Annotated in this window: 10 protein-coding genes and 1 pseudogene; 8 read left to right on the top strand and 3 right to left on the bottom strand. The window is 56.2% G+C overall.

Going from position 1 to position 18,480, the window contains the following annotated elements; all coding sequences use genetic code 11:
- Positions 1–155: 155 nt before the first annotated feature.
- The 6 genes and pseudogenes from ACI3KW_RS00055 to ACI3KW_RS00030 all read left to right on the top strand — a co-directional run.
- Positions 156–986 (top strand): polysaccharide pyruvyl transferase family protein, encoded by an 831-nt coding sequence (locus ACI3KW_RS00055; RefSeq protein ID WP_404846374.1) that lies wholly within the window; start codon positions 156–158, stop codon positions 984–986.
- 36 nt (positions 987–1,022) lie between these two features.
- Positions 1,023–1,679, top strand: a complete 657-nt coding sequence (locus ACI3KW_RS00050; protein WP_404846373.1) for a class I SAM-dependent methyltransferase — start codon at positions 1,023–1,025, stop codon at positions 1,677–1,679.
- A gap of 633 nt (positions 1,680–2,312) precedes the next feature.
- Positions 2,313–3,575: a hypothetical protein gene (locus tag ACI3KW_RS00045; RefSeq protein ID WP_404846372.1), complete on the top strand. Its 1,263-nt coding sequence runs from the start codon at positions 2,313–2,315 to the stop codon at positions 3,573–3,575.
- Positions 3,572–4,396 (top strand): ABC transporter permease, encoded by an 825-nt coding sequence (locus tag ACI3KW_RS00040; protein ID WP_404846371.1) that lies wholly within the window; start codon positions 3,572–3,574, stop codon positions 4,394–4,396. The genes ACI3KW_RS00045 and ACI3KW_RS00040 overlap by 4 nt, the downstream gene beginning before the upstream one ends.
- Entirely contained in the window at positions 4,393–5,088 is a 696-nt protein-coding gene (locus ACI3KW_RS00035; protein WP_404846370.1) for an ABC transporter ATP-binding protein, read from the top strand. Before ACI3KW_RS00040 ends, ACI3KW_RS00035 begins: the two co-directional genes overlap by 4 nt.
- Before the next feature lie 87 nt (positions 5,089–5,175).
- Positions 5,176–5,806, top strand: a pseudogene (locus tag ACI3KW_RS00030) (IS21 family transposase); the annotation flags it as partial.
- An 898-nt stretch (positions 5,807–6,704) separates the two neighbouring features.
- On the opposite strand, the gene ACI3KW_RS00025 reads toward ACI3KW_RS00030, so the two are convergent.
- From ACI3KW_RS00025 to ACI3KW_RS00015, 3 genes are all read right to left on the bottom strand, one after another.
- Positions 6,705–7,418 carry a response regulator transcription factor gene (locus ACI3KW_RS00025; protein ID WP_404846369.1) on the bottom strand — a complete coding sequence of 238 codons (714 nt, stop codon included), beginning with the start codon at positions 7,416–7,418 and terminating at the stop codon, positions 6,705–6,707.
- 231 nt (positions 7,419–7,649) lie between these two features.
- Positions 7,650–8,267, bottom strand: coding sequence for an invasion associated locus B family protein (locus ACI3KW_RS00020; protein WP_404846368.1), 618 nt, complete (start codon positions 8,265–8,267; stop codon positions 7,650–7,652).
- Between the two features lie 133 nt (positions 8,268–8,400).
- Complete coding sequence (locus tag ACI3KW_RS00015) at positions 8,401–11,745, bottom strand: autotransporter outer membrane beta-barrel domain-containing protein (protein ID WP_404846367.1); 3,345 nt, start codon at positions 11,743–11,745, stop codon at positions 8,401–8,403.
- Between the two features lie 1,797 nt (positions 11,746–13,542).
- On the opposite strand from ACI3KW_RS00015, the gene ACI3KW_RS00010 reads away from it, so the two are divergent.
- Both ACI3KW_RS00010 and ACI3KW_RS00005 read left to right on the top strand, forming a co-directional pair.
- Positions 13,543–15,651: a 7TM-DISM domain-containing protein gene (locus ACI3KW_RS00010; RefSeq protein ID WP_404846366.1), complete on the top strand. Its 2,109-nt coding sequence runs from the start codon at positions 13,543–13,545 to the stop codon at positions 15,649–15,651.
- Positions 15,652–16,069: 418 nt separating this feature from the next.
- Positions 16,070–18,480 (top strand): autotransporter outer membrane beta-barrel domain-containing protein (locus ACI3KW_RS00005; RefSeq protein ID WP_404846365.1); only part of this gene is annotated, 2,411 nt, incomplete at its 3' end.

Genomic DNA, 18,480 nt, shown 5'->3' with positions numbered 1-18,480 from the left:
ATTTCCACGGACATCATATCCCGCTTTTTTGGGTGGATATTGAATGGCAGCAATGGGTAAGACAGGAAAACCTGTACTCGGAGTGGTCGGCTTTCTAGGCCGCGGCAACGTGGGGGACGAGGCTATCCTACAGTGCGTGTACGAGGCATTTCGGGATGACTTCGATATCGTTGTCGCGGTTGATGAACATGGGGCAAAGCAGGGATGGTGGGATTGGTACCCCTACCGCATTTGCCGGGACCGACCATACGGATACCATGGCGGTTTCGGAGAACCTGTCTGCGGCTTCCAAGGAGTTTCTTGACCTGTTCGACTACGTTTCATTGCGCTCCATGGAAAGCGTCGAGTGGGCGCGCAGCGATGGCGTCGACGCGCATTATGGCGCCGATTGGGCATTCAATCTCCAGAGCGATACAGACCCATCCGTCAAAAAGGATCATCAGCGCGCCGCAGTCGTGTTCCGCGAGTTTCCGAAAGGCATGCTAGACACAAAACTCTATCTAGAGGACTGCTCGCGCCTCCTCGAGGGCTTACGGGCACAGAACTATTGCCCGGTCCTACTGCCATTTGCGCCAGAAGATGAGCACTTTGCCAACGAACTTGGACTTTCGCGGATGGCGCCGCAAGAAGTCCATTGGTGGAATGCAAGGCGGATTCAGCAAATCATTGCATCAAGCGGCTTACTTGTTAGCGTCGGCCGGCTTCACCCAATGATCTTCGCAGCGAACGTTGGCACCCCGAGTGTGCAGGTTGCCCCTCCCGTTCGTCCGGGCGTCGACCCAAAGCACTTAGAAGAGCTTCGGATAATGGGGGGCGAACTGAACGTACCTTACGTCGCCTCGGTCCAGGAAGTTCTAGACTTCACTGCATCGCCAGTTTTGGAAGACACGGCATCCCCCGTTGCTGCAAGCCGCGAGCGTCTATCCAACATGATCGAGGATTTGCACGGACTGTTTGGGGCTGGTCAGACATTCGCTAGACACTGATATCTGATTGTAGGGATTCAACGGTAGGAGGATCAAATGAGTGGAGCCGACAAGTTAAATCCGCAACGACGCGCGGCGATAAAAATGCTTTCGAAGCTACCACGGGGTGGCAGTGCCGCTGAGATCGGGGTGTATCGAGGCGATTTTTCGGAAATGATCCTTCGGACTGTTCGCCCCAAGTCGCTAACGCTCGTCGACCCATGGCAGTGGCGGGAGCAGTGGTTTGCTCAGCATGAATCCAACGAGATCGCAGCTATAGCAGAAGGAGAAGCGACCGCCGAAGGTGAGGCAATCTATCAGAGCGTAGTAACGCGTTTCCGCGATGCCTCGGCCGTCCACATTGTGAGAGAGGCTTCGCACAGGGCATGTCTAGGCGCTTCGGATTGCTCTTTAGATTGGGTATTCATAGATGGGGACCATCGATATGCGCCTGCTCTCGGCGACCTTCGGGACTGGTGGCCAAAGGTTAAGCCGGGTGGCTGGATATGCGGAGACGACTATGATTTGCAGCCGCCTCCGTTCAGCCAACGTGACGAAAACCCTAACGGGGTGTTTTGGGCTGTTAATGAGTTTGCCAGAGAAAACACGTTGGAGCTTAGCCTGATCCCGTGGGGTGAAGGGGACATGCGGGCGCATTACATGATCCGCAAACCGATCGCTCGAAGGTTTGGCATGCTGTCAAAATGGCGCTGACGTAATAGCTCTTAGCCGACGATATTCGATCCAATGCTGCCGCCCGTAGTTGACCTGGCGGAAAGCGGGCTCGAGAAAGTTGTCACTGCCTGCTATGCGGTTGAACCGTGTCGTTGCCAGCATGAACCCATTAAGACGTTCGGAGAAACCCCCGCGCTGGTAATCTGCAAGCCTATCGTACATTCTGCAGTTCCAGAGTATGCGGTGAATTGATTTGACTGCACCTGACTATCCGACATTCGGGCATCCACGTTGCTGTTCCTGGTGTCACCGATAACCACATGCAATCGACTGCCTTGGCCAGCGCAACACCGGCGCCTACGTCGGTGTTGCGCCAAGTGCCACAGGGCTCCGGGAAGACGAGTCGTGGAACATGCTGCCAGCATCACCGGCCAGCTGGCCGCGTGCCACTGAAGCGTTAGGAGTGGTCGACTCCAAAACTGGTGAGCGCCATCCGTCGCAGACCGTTTCCTAAGGCCTTTCCGATTTCGCTGTGTTGAAAAACTGGATTTTGGCCAAAATCTTGGTACATACAGCGGCCTACGAAGCGGTGTGTGGCCCATACCGCGACAGCTAACCATTATGAAAGCAACCCTTTTGTATCCGTACAAAAGGTCCAACAAGAGAAAAATTATGTCCCAGACGCCATTCGCCAAGGAGGCGATCAATAGTCGCCCAAAGTTGCTAATGGTAACAAGTTATCGTCGCTCGTGCGGCATAGCTCAATACGTGGAATTTCTCGAACAGCCGCTTCGCGACCAGTCCAAGTTTGACCTCGAAATCGCTGCCCTGCCAGTCGACCTATTTCGTGCCGAAGGCCCCTATGCCAAGACAGCCTCGCGGCAGATTTTCAACGAAATTTTGGAAAAAGCAAAGCTCGCCGACGTGGTTGCAATTCAATTGGAGCCCGGCCTGTTTGGCATAAGTCCTTTCGGCATTTGGCGCAGAATAAGGCAGCTGTTTATCGCCAGTAAAAAGATAATTATTATATATCATACCGTCCCTGCAATGCAGAGCGTCAAACCAAACCTAAGTCTTCGCGGCTTAAAGGACTTTATTTCCTCAATCCGAGGCAAGTACATATTCAATAATATATTTAAAGCCGTGAGAAAAGATCCAAAGAAATTTCGGCATTTGGTTCAGACCAAGCGGGAGGCCAACAACTTTGAGTTGCTAGGGTTGCCTGCGGAGACAATACAGTTTGAGCCGCTATCTTTCCTTACGGAAGCTGTAAAAAATGAACTGATTGCACGGCCAGGACAACGTCATGCCCTCGCGCAGCGTTACGGGGTCGACAACGGTGTGATTATCGGATGTTTCGGCTTTCTTTCAAGCTATAAGGGTATCGAGGTGGCTGTTAGGGCCATGCGTCACCTGCCCAATAACTATCATTTGCTTATCGTTGGTGGTCTGCACCCGGAGGGTATCGCTAGGAACACGGTAGAGCAGCCCTACATCATGAGCCTACTTGACGAGTTGGAAGGTTCAAGTGTCGCACAAGGCCAGCCTAACATTATTCAAAGGGTTCACTTTTGTGGAGCTTTGCCTAATGACGAGTTTAATGAGGTTATGGCCGCATGTGATGCTGTCGTATTGCCGTATGCTGAAGTGGGTCAGACATCATCGGGACCTGCAGCGCTAGCGCTGGACTTGCAAAAAGGCACCTACTGCTCACGGACCCACTGCTTCAAAGAACTGGACCGTTATCAACCCGGCTCGATTTCGTTTTTCGAGATTGGCAACCACTTAGAGCTCGCTCAAAAACTTATTTTGAACGAAGCGCAAAGCTCTGAACGGATTGACGCCCGGCGCTCTTATAGCCAAAAGCACAATGTGGAGAAAAGAGCTGGGCTATATATATCAGCGGCTTCATCGCTGGTTGGTCATGTCGCATGACCTTACACAAAAATGATTGGCGATGGGTCGAGCGCACTTTTTGGGGCGACCTAAGGGTCCTCTTAGGTCAGCGACGCCTGGCATGGCAGCTTTATATCGCAGACATCGCAGAGCAGCGCAGAAATTCCGGTTTGGGTCTTTTTGCTCCGTTCATCTCGGTTCTTGTACATGTCGCACTTCTTGGCACTGTCATGTCGCTGGTGTTTAGAGAGTCGGTCGATACCTTTATACCTTTCTTTGCTATTTCGATGTCGTTCTGGCAGGCAATCTCAACCTTCATATCAGACACGGCCCATGCAAATGAGAAGATATCCAGGTACATCTCGTTCCCCAGCGTTTCCGGGTACATTGTTCATATGGTCGCGTGCTATGAATTTTTGGTCGCAGTGGTATTGAAGGTTTTGGCTTCTGTTGTGGTTATTAGTGTGGTGAATTTTTATGCACTAAGTCATGCAAATATACCTGCGTTCATAATTTCAGTGATGTTAATTTGTTTGTTACTAATTTCTTGGGCATTGCCTATCTCTTTTGTGTTTGACCGGGTTCGAGTTTTAAGGGGTTTTCTTCCACAGTTGCTGTTCGCTATCTATTTGATCACTCCGATTCTTTGGAATCCGTCGCGTATTGAAAGCCATCGTTGGGTCGTAGATTACAACCCAGTTTTCCATGTTATGGAGGCTGCACGATCTCCACTGCTGGAAGGTGAGGTGCCCTTAGTAAGTTATGCTGTCGTGCTTGGACTCACAGCGATCGGTGTAGCCTTGTCTGCGGCATTGTTCGGCGCAAATAGAAATTTGGTAATTTACAGGTGGGTAGCGTGATAGGCGCACACCCAGATATCGTCGTAAAGCTCACCGATGTTACGGTAGACATTCCTTTGAGGGGTTTGAAGAAGTCTGAAATTCAAGCCGACCCTCGAATTCGTCAGATGCGCAGCGGCCGAATTGTGCTACGGGCCCTCGACAAAGTGTCACTTGAAATCAGACGCGGTGAGCGTATCGGCATCATCGGAGGTAACGGGAACGGCAAAACTACTCTGTTGAAGTTGATTGCTGGGATTCTGCCAGCAGCCTCCGGCGAGGTTCATGTTCAGGGATCGATCCGGTCACTTCTGACCATTGGGGCAGGCACTGTACTAGCTTTGACGGGTAGGCAGAACGTTCATCTACGGTATGCGCTTCTCGGCATACGGAAGCTCTCTCTTGAAGAATATGTTCAAGATGTAGCAGATTTTGCGGAGCTCGGTGCATTTTTTGATTTGCCCGTAGGAACTTACTCCCCGGGCATGCAAAGTCGCCTCCAGTTTGCAATGAGCACGGTAGAACCAGCCGCTATCTTATTGCTCGATGAGTGGATGGGTGTGGCGGATCGTGATTTTCAACAGAAAGCTCATGATAGACTTGTAGAATACATCAAGAGCAATGAAGCTTTTGTGTTTGCTTCGCATAATGAAAATCTGCTCAGAGAGATGACAGACAGAACACTAAATCTAAAACTTGGAAAAATCATATAGGATATTCCAAGGGTCGTGCTCTGGTTTGATCCACAGTTAATCGCCGTGCGGTGCTTCTGCTGGTCGGGAGGCATTGGAGTGATCGACATGGCGTTATTGAGCGTAATCCGGCGCTGCATTTCCCTGAGGGGATACCGATCCGAGAGATTGAGCACGGGATTGTCCGCAATACCATCCGCAAGTACCTGAGGGTCGACACGGTGGAGCCCAAGTTCAGGGTTCCGGCGCCGCCCAGCAAGCTTGATCGGTTTGTACGGACGCCCTCCGACCGGCTGCGCGTGGTAGCGGGAAAATCGCGCAAGCAGCGGCGCACGGCCAAGTAGCTGCATGCCGATCTGGTGGTGCTGGGCTATGGGGCTCGTATGAGCGCGTGGCAACGTTCGTGCGGACCTGGAAGAGCAGACGGCAACAGGAGCAGCAGACCAGCGGGCGAGGCACCTACGTCCCCTTGGTATTCGGAGCGGGCGAGGCCTTCCAGTTCGGATAGAGCGAGGACTGGGCATCCTGGGTGGTAAGCGCATCAAACTGCAGGTAGCCCATGCCAAGCTGTCGTACAGCCGGGCGTTCATCGTTCGGCCTATCCACTGAAGATCCATGAGATGTTGTAGTTCGATGCCATTACCCAGGCGTTCCGATGCTGGTGGCGTGCCGCGCCGCGGGCATCTTCGTCAACATGAAGCCCGCGGTCGACCGGATCGGTTCTTGCAAGGCCCGGCAGGGCCGGAGTTCTGCAATCCGGCGCGAAGGGCAGATCGAGAAGAACGTGCAGGATGAACACCAACACCGCAGCGCTGTTTTGGGGGCGACACACATTAGAACGCAGGCTACCAGCGCATACGGCGTCATATCTTACACTGCGGGCAGAATCGCCGGGACGCCGGATCGTCTCTGGCCGTGTTCGACAACCTGTCGTGTCAACTGCAGGGGCAGGCGCTTGCGGACTGGTTCGATGGGCGCTCTGAATAATCGCATCGTGGTGACCGGCTCTGAATTGCACATCACCACCACTACAGAGACAAATTCACACGGTCTGCTCTCCAGCAATGGGGGCAAGATTTTGGTTAGTCCAGACGCATCCGCTGCAAACGGGTTTGCCGCCGCAAACTCAACGGTGATCCTAACGCGCGGGACCGTAAATACATGGGCGCTGGCGCGAATGGCGTCATGAGTTCAACTGCCACCGGCAACAATACGGTCTATCTGGGAACAGGCGCCGCCGATGCTGCCTCGGTGCTAAACGCGTCAGATGCGGCAATGCTAACGGGAATCCGCTGTTTTTCCGCGCAAAGTGTGAGGCACCGGTCTTTGTGGCGCCGCGCCCGGCGGCGCGCGACGTGCCGCGTCATGGTGATTCGGCATATTTCAAGCATTTTTCTGACAAGGATGTCCCTTAGTGTTCCTGACGCACCCAGAACCTACACTCCGTTGGTGGCGCGCAATACAATGGCCAACAGAAGGGCCGGACCACCTCAGCTTGAATTCTGCGCCCCCTTTTATTTCGTAGGTTCGCTGGCTGAATTGGAAAATCTACGGAGGGCAACTAGCCTTTAAGGCCCTACCCTCTCGACCGCATGTCTGCAAACCGCGCGGGCCCGTTCGGCAAATGCCATCTGCATCTAGTCCGCAAAAGTGAAGCCCTTTCCACGAATCGCATACAATGGAAGTGCCATATCCGACTTATTGGCCCTTCGACGCAGGCGGCTCACGATAGTGTCGAGATGCGCGTAGTTAAAGTCGTAGATGTCTTCACCCAAGGCCTCTACGAGCGTGTGTCGTTCGACGGTTTTGCCACGCTCACTGAACAGACACCTTAAAACTAGCTGTTCTGCCGTAGTTAAGAGGAGCCGACGGCCCAGGCCATCGGTGAGTACCCAACCACCATCAGCCAACGCCCATCGGGGAGTTGACGGCGGCGAAGGGTTACTGAGCCTGTTGAGACGATTGTTGAGCGCAACCACCGCGGCAGAGAGTTCCCGAATATCAATGGGTTTGACGAGGTAGGCGTCTGCTCCCGTTCTAAGACCATCGACCCGGTCATCAATGGAGCTGCGGCCCGTCGCCATGATAATTCCGACAGATTGTGAGGCCCGCAAATGGGCAGCTATTGACAAGCCGTCTTCTCCATCCAAACCGATATCGAGGATGACGATGTCAGAGGGCATTGCGGCGTACGCTCGGTAGAGGGACGCAGCGCTATCAAACCCTCGTACATTCAGACCAAGTTTGGTTAGACCAAACAACATTTCCTCGAGAAAATCCTTGTCATCGTCGACAAGATAAACGAGTGGAGTAATGGCAATATTATCACGTTCTGGCTCGTCTTCGATCATCAATGCGCCCCATTGCACTCGTCAATATTCGACCTCATCGACCCCTTTCATTGCCCGTCTTGTTGACAAGAACCGACCCATAAAACGAGCGAACTTGAGCCAAGAATATTGCCTGGCGATCTCAGGCACGGACGAAAAAATAAATGTGACACTACATGTAGCGACGGCGCGTCCGTCAAGGCCTTCATCAACCGCCCCGAAATACCGACCTGTTTATACTTTACGGCCCAACTAGTTGATAGCCGACAGACGATCGATCGCTGCGGTGAAACCGGCCAATGATAGGGGGATCGAAAGCTCCACTCCTGCTGAGGTCTGCATCTTCACGGTCAGCGTGGAGCCTGCTTTCAAGACGGTGAGAACGTCCGGGGAAAGGGGGATAGACGTAATTGCTCCGTTGTGCCCGCTGCTGTTTATTGCAGCGGTTTTGGTCTCGCCGGCATCGACCTGATAGGACACACCACTTGGCAGATTGAGCCCGTGGGGTAGCACCAAATCCATGGAGAGTGGCACATCTCGAGATTTTTTGGTTATGGCCAGAACCATGACCAGTTCTCCCGTCTGCTGCCGATAAAAACGCTGCACAATCTGGCATTCCAATGCCCCCGATGCAGCGTTCGGACTTGCGCAGTTTAATGCCCACAGTGGGGGAGTGGGCGTCGAACCACTGGCTGTCTCCTGGGCCAGAGATAATGAGGCGGAGCTAAGAAACAGAAGCGCCGCAAATGAGCGTACAATGAAGTTAAACGAGCTTGGCATCTTGTCTGATCCGATCACTTCGAATTCACGCGGTTTCCCGCCGGCGGAGACCAACGGTGCGCACGAAGCAAAAAATGTTTGTTGGGACATCGGGGAAGGCGTCATCTTTTACCGTTAGAGGTTCGGATGGCTCGGTTCCGGTCAGTTCGGTGTTGAATATAATGCGAGGCTGGGCCGGGGCATCATTACTGATGCCCCGGCCCAAGGCGTGGCGGTCAGGCGGCTACCACTTGGCGCGGAAGCCGACCTTGCCACCGAGAGAATAGCTGTCACCGAAATTGTTCAGGCTCGAGCTCGCAGATATCTCGCCATAGAGCGAGAACTTGTCGTCATTCCAATTGTAGGAGCCGCCCAGGCCGATTTCGCCCCGCAGCGGATCGTTCTGCGATCCGACCTCCGTCCCCGACACGTTGGTCGAAGCACCATCGAGGAAGTCGTAATGCAGGTTGGCGATGCCATAAACAGCGGCCCGCTGGCTCTGCCCCGCTTCACTGGTCCAGCTATTGCTGTATTCGACGGCAAGACCGAACCGGCCGACAAGGGTGTCGGCCGAGCCGCCGCCAACCTGAGCACCGAACGGGTCGGTGAAGCCATCGAAGCGTACGTTCGAATAGACCAGTTGGGCCTGGGGAATGACCGTCCAGTTCTCGGAGACGTTGACACGCTGCCCCGCCTCAATGGACAGGGCATAACCCAAGCCGCCATTGTCGGAGGTCAGGCTGCCCACCCAGTCAGAGGATAGGTCGCTGTTGAACCAAGAGACCTGGGCCTGGCCATCGAGGTAGAAGCCGCTATTGGCGTACCAAGTGGCCGTGGCACCAACACCATAGGCATCGGTCGAGATGCTGCCTGGGCCGAACACCGACGAGATGCTCGACGAGCCCTGCCCATAATGACCGGTCAGACCGGCGATCAGCTTGCCATCATCGGTCTGCAGGATCAGACCATCGACGCCGGCGCGCAGGCGCCAGATATCAAGGTCATATTCGGCACCGCTGGTGGATTCATCGGGCCGGAACTGAGCATGGGAGGCTTCGACAACACCCCACACACCATTCTCATCGATGGCAGGCGCCCCCACTGCATCAGCCGCAGCCTGTCCTTCGGTCCAATAGCGATTGCCGACGCGCTGCTGCAGGGTGGGCAAGCCGTTCATTCCCAGCATGACTTGCGAGTAAGCCTCGTAGACCGGAACGCCGGGCTGGTAAATCGGCCCTGTTGGATTGGTGGGGTTGGTTGGGTTCGTGGGGTCCACAGGATCGACCGGCTTTAGCTGCGAGCGCAGATACCAGTCACCATCGGTGGGTGTGCCAACACCATTCTTCCACAGGGTGTATCCGTAGGCCCCGCCAATAACCGCCTGCTGGCCATCGATCTGATAGTCGCCCACGAGCGAGAAAACACCATTGGAAGTGCCCGAGACATCGACAATCTTGATGCCCTCGACTGTCGGCGCGCCCGTGCCGCCGACATTGTTCACCACCACCGAGGTTGTACCTTCGGCTGTGCCGCCCCTAAAGGTCATCGTATCGGTCCGGGAGGTGTCGTTGCCTAAGACCGTATCGAGGACCAAGGTGCCATTGTTGCCGGTGTAGAGGCCATTGACGGCAAAGTCATCATCGGCGGCCCCATCGGCGATCGAGACGGTGCCGGCATTGGTGAGGAAGCCCGTGACGTAGGTATCGCCCCGGCCCGGATTGCCGGCGTCGTCATTGACGTCGCTCAGGAAGGTTGTGCCGGCATCGAGCGTAAGATTGCCAAAAATGTTCAGGCCCCGCTGATTGCTTTCAAGCGTCGATCCGCCTGTCAGGAAGATGCCGGTGCCTGCAACGCCTGCCGTACCAACGTCCAGATTGCCCAGCGGGCCGTCCAGCGTCAGGTAGCTATTGCTGATGTTGAAGACATCCCAGCCGATAATGTTGCGGGCATCATAGGTGCTGTTCGCATCGCGCAGGTTCAGTACGTCGTCGCTATTGGTGCCGCCATAGCCGCCATTTGCCTCGGTGATGCCAGAAAAGCCGCCATGGAGGTCCAACTGGTCCGCGCCGGCGCCCAGCCGCACCACGCCATTGACGCTGCTCTTCTCGATCTCGACCGTGCTCGGATCGTCGACGATCTCCTTGGCGTTCTCGATGATGACATGGCTGTTGCCGTCCGCGTTGAAAATGGCGTAACCGCTGGCCGCGTCGATGACGGAAGTGCTTTTAACGGTGATGTTGGTGAGTACCCCGGGGTCCGTATCGGTCCAGATACCCCAGCCGCTGCCGGCCTCGATATTGCCCCTGGTCGTGATGTTGAGGTCGTTGTTGACCGCGGCGGGATCGGCCGGGTCGATAGCGTCTGAATGGTCAACAACGTAAATGCCGAAATCGGCACCCTTGGCATTGTTGACGTCGATGTTCACCTGCTTGACGTCGCCGTTGTCGAAATAGAGCTCCATGGCATCGTCACCGGAGACAATCGAGCCCAGCGCAGTGATATTGACCGTGCCATCGCCACTATGGATCGCATTGATACCGTCGTCACCAGACGTGATGCTGTTCACTTCAATATCGAGGTCCTTCGTGGTCGAATAGGTGTCGAGCCAGATGCCGAGGCCGGCCGTGCTCTCGATATCGTGCGCAGTTACCGAAACGTCGCCGCTGCCGTACGTATCGAACCAGATGCCGTGGCTAACGGACGTGACGTCGTTGGCGACAACGGTCGTCTCGCCGCTGCCGCGATGGACGAAATGGATGCCGCTGGCTCCCGCGGTGACATCATTTACGTCAATTGACAGCCCGGTCGAGGTCGCAAGCGTGTCGATGTTGATGGCGTCGTTACCCGTCCCCTCGACGTCGTGGGCCTTGATATCTACAGCCCCCTCGCCGCGATGGTCGATCCAGATGCCGTTGGTGCCGCCCGTAATATCGGCCGAGTCAATGCTGATGCCCTGGGATGTCCCATAGGTGTTGAGGCGAATTCCGTTCACGCCGCCCTCGACCAGACCGGTCGAGGTGATGTCAACCTTGCCGGATCCATAGTAGTCGGCAGCGATTGCATCCCTGTCGGCCGACACTGCCGCGGCATCGATAGCGAGCGCGCCTGATCCCACATCGGACCAGACATAAATCCCGTCCGTTGCTCCGCCCTCCACCGATCCGGTGGCAGTGATACCAACACCCCCCGAGCCGGAATTCGTGGCATAGATACCGGAGAATGTTCCAACTACGTCAACTACATCGATACTAATACCACCGGTGGTTCTGGCACCCGCCGCCGCCGTTATACCCCAAGCACCAGAGACTGTCCCCGAAGCCTCTAAACTCGTAGCGCCATAGCCATCATTATTTAGGGCTATTGCCGCTCCATTACTTCCGTGATCCACAGCTGCAGTTTTTACAAATATATCCGAGCCATCACCAAGTATCTGCACATTAACGCCGGCTGCCGAACCGGTTTCAGCCGTTCTAATGAGACCATCCGCCGTGAAACTAGCCGACCCGGTGCCATAGTGAGCGATGCCTACAGCAGATCTCCCACCTGTCAGCTCATTCACGTGAACATCAACATTTTGGCTGTCAGCCACTGTTGTGACGCCTACTACCGTTGCACCGAGGTCACCGGTTACTTCCAATACGCCATTCGACGTAATACTAACGCTGCCGCCACCGCCACCGCCGTTGACTACGTCTATTGCTCGTATAACCCCAATGATGTGTGAATTGTTTTCATCTTGGAAAACTATGTCACCATTGCCCGCGAAATTGAGAGCCCTACCGGACTGAACGTCCATGCCAAAGCCCGGCTCGGTTGTAACTTGAACTGGTCCATTGAAATGGATCGGCCCGTCCGCTGTAGGGTTGGCGGGGCCAGAACAAATGGCAATAGGGCCCGGTCCGCAGTCACCCGCCAGTGCAGCACTGGGCGAGATCAATACACTTCCAAGAAGGAATGCGGGCACTGCAGTAAGAGTGAGCCCAATTGAGCTCACCGTTGCGGTGTGAGGCGCAAGCCCGCCTACCTTGCCCCTATACTTTGTGACGCGCCCACCGCGGAAAATGAGGTCGCGCCAGGCAGCGCCCAACCCGGCATCCCTTAGCCGGCCGCCGGCCTGACTTTCGCGGCCAATGTTTGACGATTCTGTGCTTGAGGCGGTCATGAAAGATCCTGTTCAACGGCTTGCTGAGTGTGAATGGGATGCCTGCCGGGCAAGATGCGAGCTTAGCTGACAGGTAAAACGGAACGGGTCGAGCTGACCGCAGCAATGTCGGCTGGACGGTTGGCGATCATCTCACCGCCCCGCCGCATTCTGATTTCCGGGATTGGCCGGGGAGCTCGAGTTGCATCGTTGTCGGTGGAGATATCCCGGAGGGCCACGGCCGTAGGACGCGACACGCGTGTCCCCGCAAAATGATGCGGCGCTCGGATTGTTTGCCAGGCATGACCAACCAACAAAGGCGCTATTCCCGGCCGCACAGCCCGGGAACGGGTTTCCGGTGCAGCACCGGTCGCAAATGACAGGAGCGCAGAGCCAGATTTCGTCGCAAGCGGTGTCCAGCCGATCGGCGTTGGCGGATCACTCGCAAAAGAGGAAGTGCCCAAAGGCAAGGGCGCTGAAAGCCGCGCTAGCTTTTCGGCACCGCAGAGGTCAGAAAGTAGCAGACCACAGGATGAAAGCGCCCTGGTAGAGACGATCTGCCACGACGCTCTGCTGCCAAAGAGCTGAACATTGCCCCTTTGCAGCGCTTGAGGACGCAACAAGTGCTTCCTGAGCCCCCGCCCAGGTGAGGCGCGCCCCTTGTCTATATACCGCGAATTTTTCGAAGATTTTATGCAAAATTTGAGCATGATCTGCAATGATACCCGCCCCCCACTGGCGGCCCGGAGCCTCCCGTGACAGTCGGCCTATTGTCACCCGAGCACACACGAACCCCGATTCATCCTCATTGCCTGTCAAACTATACATTCGGGTGCTATTTACACTTTCACTTCATGACACATTCTGTCACTTCCTGACGCCTCCCAACGGGCGGCAGAACTTCGGATATAATTGATCCGCCTGATAGTTTGGCTGCCGGTACCAAAATTTCTGGACAGGACGAAGCGCAATAACTCTAGTCGCCGCATGCGATGCTCATTTCGGGAGTCGCATACAAGGGGGACAGGGGTGCTGGACTTTCATGCTCGCCGGCAAAGGCGGCTTACGATGGCGCGCCAGAGGTGCTCCGTTAAAGTCACGGAGGTCTGCGGCCAAGGCTTCTGCGAGCCGGCACCCTCTGAAGATTTGGTTACGCCCAACCAACCAGCCGCCGCGGATTACTCCCCCTCGCGGCCACCCGCCATTGTCCCAAATGAACGGCTCCGCGGCTACGAACGAGCTTCTATGCGCTTCTCCGGCATTCGATTGTGTCTGCTCGTTGCATTGTCCATCTTTTTCGCATGTCTGGCGTCTCGATCAACATCCGCGCTGATGTTGGAGCAAGCTGATGGCATCGAGAGTCCGGTCTCGCTCAGCGGTCACCTCGCCATCTTTCACGATTCCTCCGGTGCGCTTACGATTGACGACGTGGTTTCCGTGCGCGACCAGGTCCCGTTTAGGCCCGTTCCTTCAATGCTCACGGAGGGATATTCGCGAGGCGCGATCTGGGTCCGATTCTCCCTATCCGCGGCGACGATTTCAAAGCAGTGGATGCTGCAAGTGGAGCGGCCCTTGATAGAGCAGGTCACGCTCTATGTACCCGATGGGAAGGGGCATTACGCTGTCTCGCCCCCCGGTCGCATCTCATCTAGAAAGGGAAATAGTGCGGACGCATACCCGACCATATTCCCGATGCCGATTTCATCCATCCCCAGTGAATATTATCTCCGCCTGCAATCATCGACATCAATTACCAGCGCCCTGAATATTTGGCAGAGCCAGGCCTATGACCGATATCGGAGGCTTGACGACTGGATCATGGCCATGGTGGTCGGCGCGATCTTCGTCATGATATTGACGAACCTCCTCTACGCCGTCTGGCTCAGGGAGCAACTATACATTATCTATACTTGGCTGCTGGTGCAGTCTGGACTGATAAGCCTGTTTCACATGGGATACGCTTCGGAAGTCCTGCAGTTCCTTGACCCAGCGAGCATTCATCGCAGTTGGGGCATTATCGTTTGCTTGTACAGCATCGCTATGATGCTGTTCCTGGATCGGCTGTTTGAGTTTCGGCACCACTGGCTCTGGGCCGCCGCGATCTCACAGGGCGTTATACTGCTCAACGGCGTTGCCCTAGTTTTTGCCACCATGGGGCGCTATGGCGATGTCGGGTTTTTCGTATCGCGGCTGCAACAACTCTCGCTCATCTTTGTCGCTGCCTTCGTGCTCTATCTGCTTATCGTGCGGCGGCAGTATCAGTATGTCCTTTCTGCTATCGCGTTCCTAAGCGTAATCGGAGTGCTGCTGGTGATGCAGATGATGTATACTGGAGCGAACCCGTTCCTTCTGGACAATTCCCTGTCCAGGTTGCTGGCCGGTGGGACGGTTATTCATCTGATATTGCTCAGTGCTGCAGTCGCTCAGCGCGCGCGACTTGCTGAGCACGGTCTGCGCGCGGCAAAGGATCGCGTTATCGCCATCTCCCAGGCAGCCGAGCGAGATCTGACAATCAAAGTACGCGAGAGGACTGTGGAGCTTGCCGAAAGCAACGCCTCTCTCAAAGCGGAAGTGGATCGCCGTCGTCAGCTTGAGACAATGCTCAGGCAATCCCTCGACTCGGTCAACAACGCTTTGGCCCAGCAACAGGACTTTGTGGCTATGGTGTCGCATGAGTTTCGCGGTCCGTTGGCCGTGATCGCGTCGACCGCTGACAACCTGAGGTTTTCAGTGGCCGAAGACCCCGGGAACGTTGATCTGCGCATCGACAGGATCGGTCGCACTGTCAAAAGGATGTCCATGCTGATTGAAAATATCCTCGCTGGCGACCGGCTCAATGCCGGGCCGGGATCGTTCGCGAAGGTGGAAGTGTTCGACCTGAATGAGATATTACACACCGCCAAGGCGGGGCTGGATGATGACGCTGGGAGGCGCGTCAACTTCGTTCACTGCGGCGCGGCAATGGTAAAGGGGGATCGCATTCTCTTGGAAGTCGTGGTGCAAAACCTGATCCAGAATGCTCTGAAATACTCAGCTGCAACAGATTTCGTGAGAGTACAGCTGTCAACTGATCAAGGCGTGGCGTTTGTAAACGTGGTGGATCAAGGTAACGGCATAGCGCATAGCGACCGTGAACTGATATTCATGAAATATTATCGCGCCGCCGGCCAAAGCGCGAGCGGTTCTGGCCTGGGGCTCTATATTTCACGAGAGATCGCCCAGCAGAGTGGTGGCGATCTCATACTGGCGGCAAGTGACGCAACTGGATCGACATTCTGCCTTTCGCTGCCCATCGAACAAACAACACTCCATCTCACTGGCCTAAACCGCGACGCAGTTCAGGCACAGAGCTGAGGCGGCTAGCCTGCTGGCGTGCTCCTCATCTACATCGCGCCAAACACCCCAGCAGAATTGCAGTAGACAGACTGAAGGACGTCGGATTTGTTAGGCCGGGAGGGGTTCATTGGACGGGTTGCAGACTGGCATCTTTGGCAAATCGGCAAGCATTCTAGGAGCTTGGGACGGCAGACCACCCTTGGTGCCGACGCTGCTTTGAAAAGGGGGTGGGGCAGCATCGCTTGGGCGGGCGAATTGCTATCTCGGTCCGCAACAATTTTCTTAAGAACTTCAGTCCTCGACGAGGCCGAATTGTGGGATAATTAACATTATGTTCGCAACATCGGGCATTGCTAATTTATTTTTTTTGGGGCCGATCGCGATGCAAAGAAGCCATTTCCTCCCAAGTCTTTGGTCGTCCCGCCGGTGCCTGTTCATGTCGAGCGCACCATTCGTTATCGCGCTGGCGACGCTCTCGCCGGCATTGGCGCAAGTGTCCATTGGCGGGGACAGCACGCCGTTAGATCCTGCATCCATCGATGGCAGTGTCGACCTGACTATTGGTGTGACCGGTTCTGGTAGCATGACCATTCTCAATGGCAGCACATTGACCAATGCTACGGGCTATGTGGGGTTCGATGTGGGCGGCGTGGGCGTCGTCACGGTTTCCGGGCAAGGGTCGCGCTGGGACAATCTTGGTGATGTCATCATTGGACAGGAAGGCAATGGAACGCTCGACATTCAGGCGGGCGGGTTCGTTAGCGGCGGCACGGGCTATATCGGCTCCTTTCCGGGCAGCACCGGCATTGTCACGGTGTCGGGCGCGGATGGATTGGGCAATGCCTCGACCTTGTCGCTTGCGCAAAGTCTGAACATCGGAGATCAGGGGACGGGAACGCTCAATGTTGAGGCGGGCGGTCACGTCGCGGTTGGCGGGCGGGTCAATGTCGGTTCTGCGGGGCAAGGCAAAATCGCGCTCTCGGATGGTGCCACGCTGTCGAGCGATGACGGCGTGCTCGGCATCTATGAGCGTGGTGAAGTCCTCCTGACTTCGGGCGCATCCTGGACCATGGTAGGGCAGTTCACCGTCGGGCTGTTCGCTCAAGGCGATCTGCGAATTGAAGACGGCGCCAGCGTCACCAGCGACCAGGGCTATGTGGGCGCCAATCCCGGTGGCAATGGCAGTGTCACCGTGACGGGGCCGGGGTCGAGCTGGGAGATGACCAGCTTCAACCTTAACCTCGGCAATTACGGGGTCGGCGCGATGACCATCGCAGATGGAGCGCGGGTTTACGCGAACGCCGGCGTCGATCTCGGCATCTCGGATGTGACGGCGATCGGCACTCTGAATGTGCGGGGTACGCCGGGCGCTCGCGGGGTTCTGGAAACAAGTGGTTTCAGTGGCGGTATAGGCACGGCAAATGTTGCTTTGGATGGCGGCATTGTCCGGGCCATCGACGATAATGCGACGTTCTTCAGAAGTTATGGGACCCAGACGGTCACCCTTGGTGCTGGCGGCGGCATCATCGACACCAATGGCTACAATATCGGCATTGCCCCTGTCATGACCGGAGCGGGCAGCCTGACCAAGGATGGCCTGGGCACGCTGACGCTCACCGGCGCCAATAGCTATAGCGGTGGCACGACCATCACGGCCGGCACCTTGCAACTGGGCAATGGCGGGACGAGTGGCAGCATTGTGGGGAATGTCGCCAATAGCGGCGTGCTGGCCTTCAACCGCTCGGATGCGGTGACCTTCGGCGGGACGATCGCCGGGACGGGCGGCGTTTGGCAGGTGGGCACCGGGCAGACCACGCTCACTGCCGATAGTTCGGGCCTGTCGGGCGTCTCCCGGGTGTATGACGGCATTCTCTCGGTCGATGGGACGCTTGGCGGCTCGATTGAGGTCATCGGTGGGCGGTTGCAGGGCATCGGCCAGGTGGGGACGACGACGAATTTTGCCGGGGGCATCATCGCTCCGGGCAATTCGATCGGCACCCTGACCGTGGCCGGTAATTATCTCGGCAATGGCGGCACGCTCGAAATCGAAACGGTTCTGGGCGATGACAGCTCATCCACGGACAAGCTGGTGGTAACTGGCGACACGGCCGGTAGCACCAACGTTGGTGTCATCAATGTCGGCGGCAATGGCGCACAAACCAACGAAGGCATCAAAATCGTCGATGTTGGCGGCGCCTCCGACGGCGATTTCACGCTGCTGGGGAGCTATACTTTCGAGGGGGCTCCCGCGGTCGTTGGCGGCGCCTATGCCTATCGCCTGTATCAAGGGAGCCTCAGCACGCCTACCGATGGTGATTGGTACCTGCGTTCCGCCTTGATCAATGGGACTACCCCGACGGGGCCGCTTTATCAGGCCGGAGCTCCGGTCTACGAGGCCTATGCGGCGATGCTGCAAAGTTTCAACGAGCTTGAAACCCTCCAGCAGCGTGTCGGCAACCGCTCCTGGACGGCCGGTATGATCGAAACGGGCGCCTTGCCCGAAGCGGCTGGCGCCAAGAGCGGCATCTGGGGCCGGATAGTCGGCCGCCATGCCGATATGAATTCCAGGTTCTCCACGACCGCCGCAGATTTCGACGTCGATACCTGGCAATTGCAGGCCGGGGCTGATCAACAGCTCTATTCGGGCGAGGCCGGCAAGCTTGTCGGAGGACTTTCAGCGCGATACGGCACCATTGCGGGTGATGTAGCCTCGGTGTTCGGAAACGGTTCAGTCAGCAGCACCGGCTATGGCCTGGGCGGATCACTGACTTGGTATGGCGCGGGCGGCTTTTACCTCGATGCCCAGGCAAACTTGACCTGGTATGACAGTGCGCTTGCTTCCTCGAC

The organism is Devosia sp. ZW T5_3 (assembly GCF_044987315.1).
Classification (GTDB): domain Bacteria; phylum Pseudomonadota; class Alphaproteobacteria; order Rhizobiales; family Devosiaceae; genus Devosia.
The sequence above is the reverse complement of the archived record's forward strand: the minus strand, read 5'-3'. Positions and strand labels throughout refer to the sequence as shown.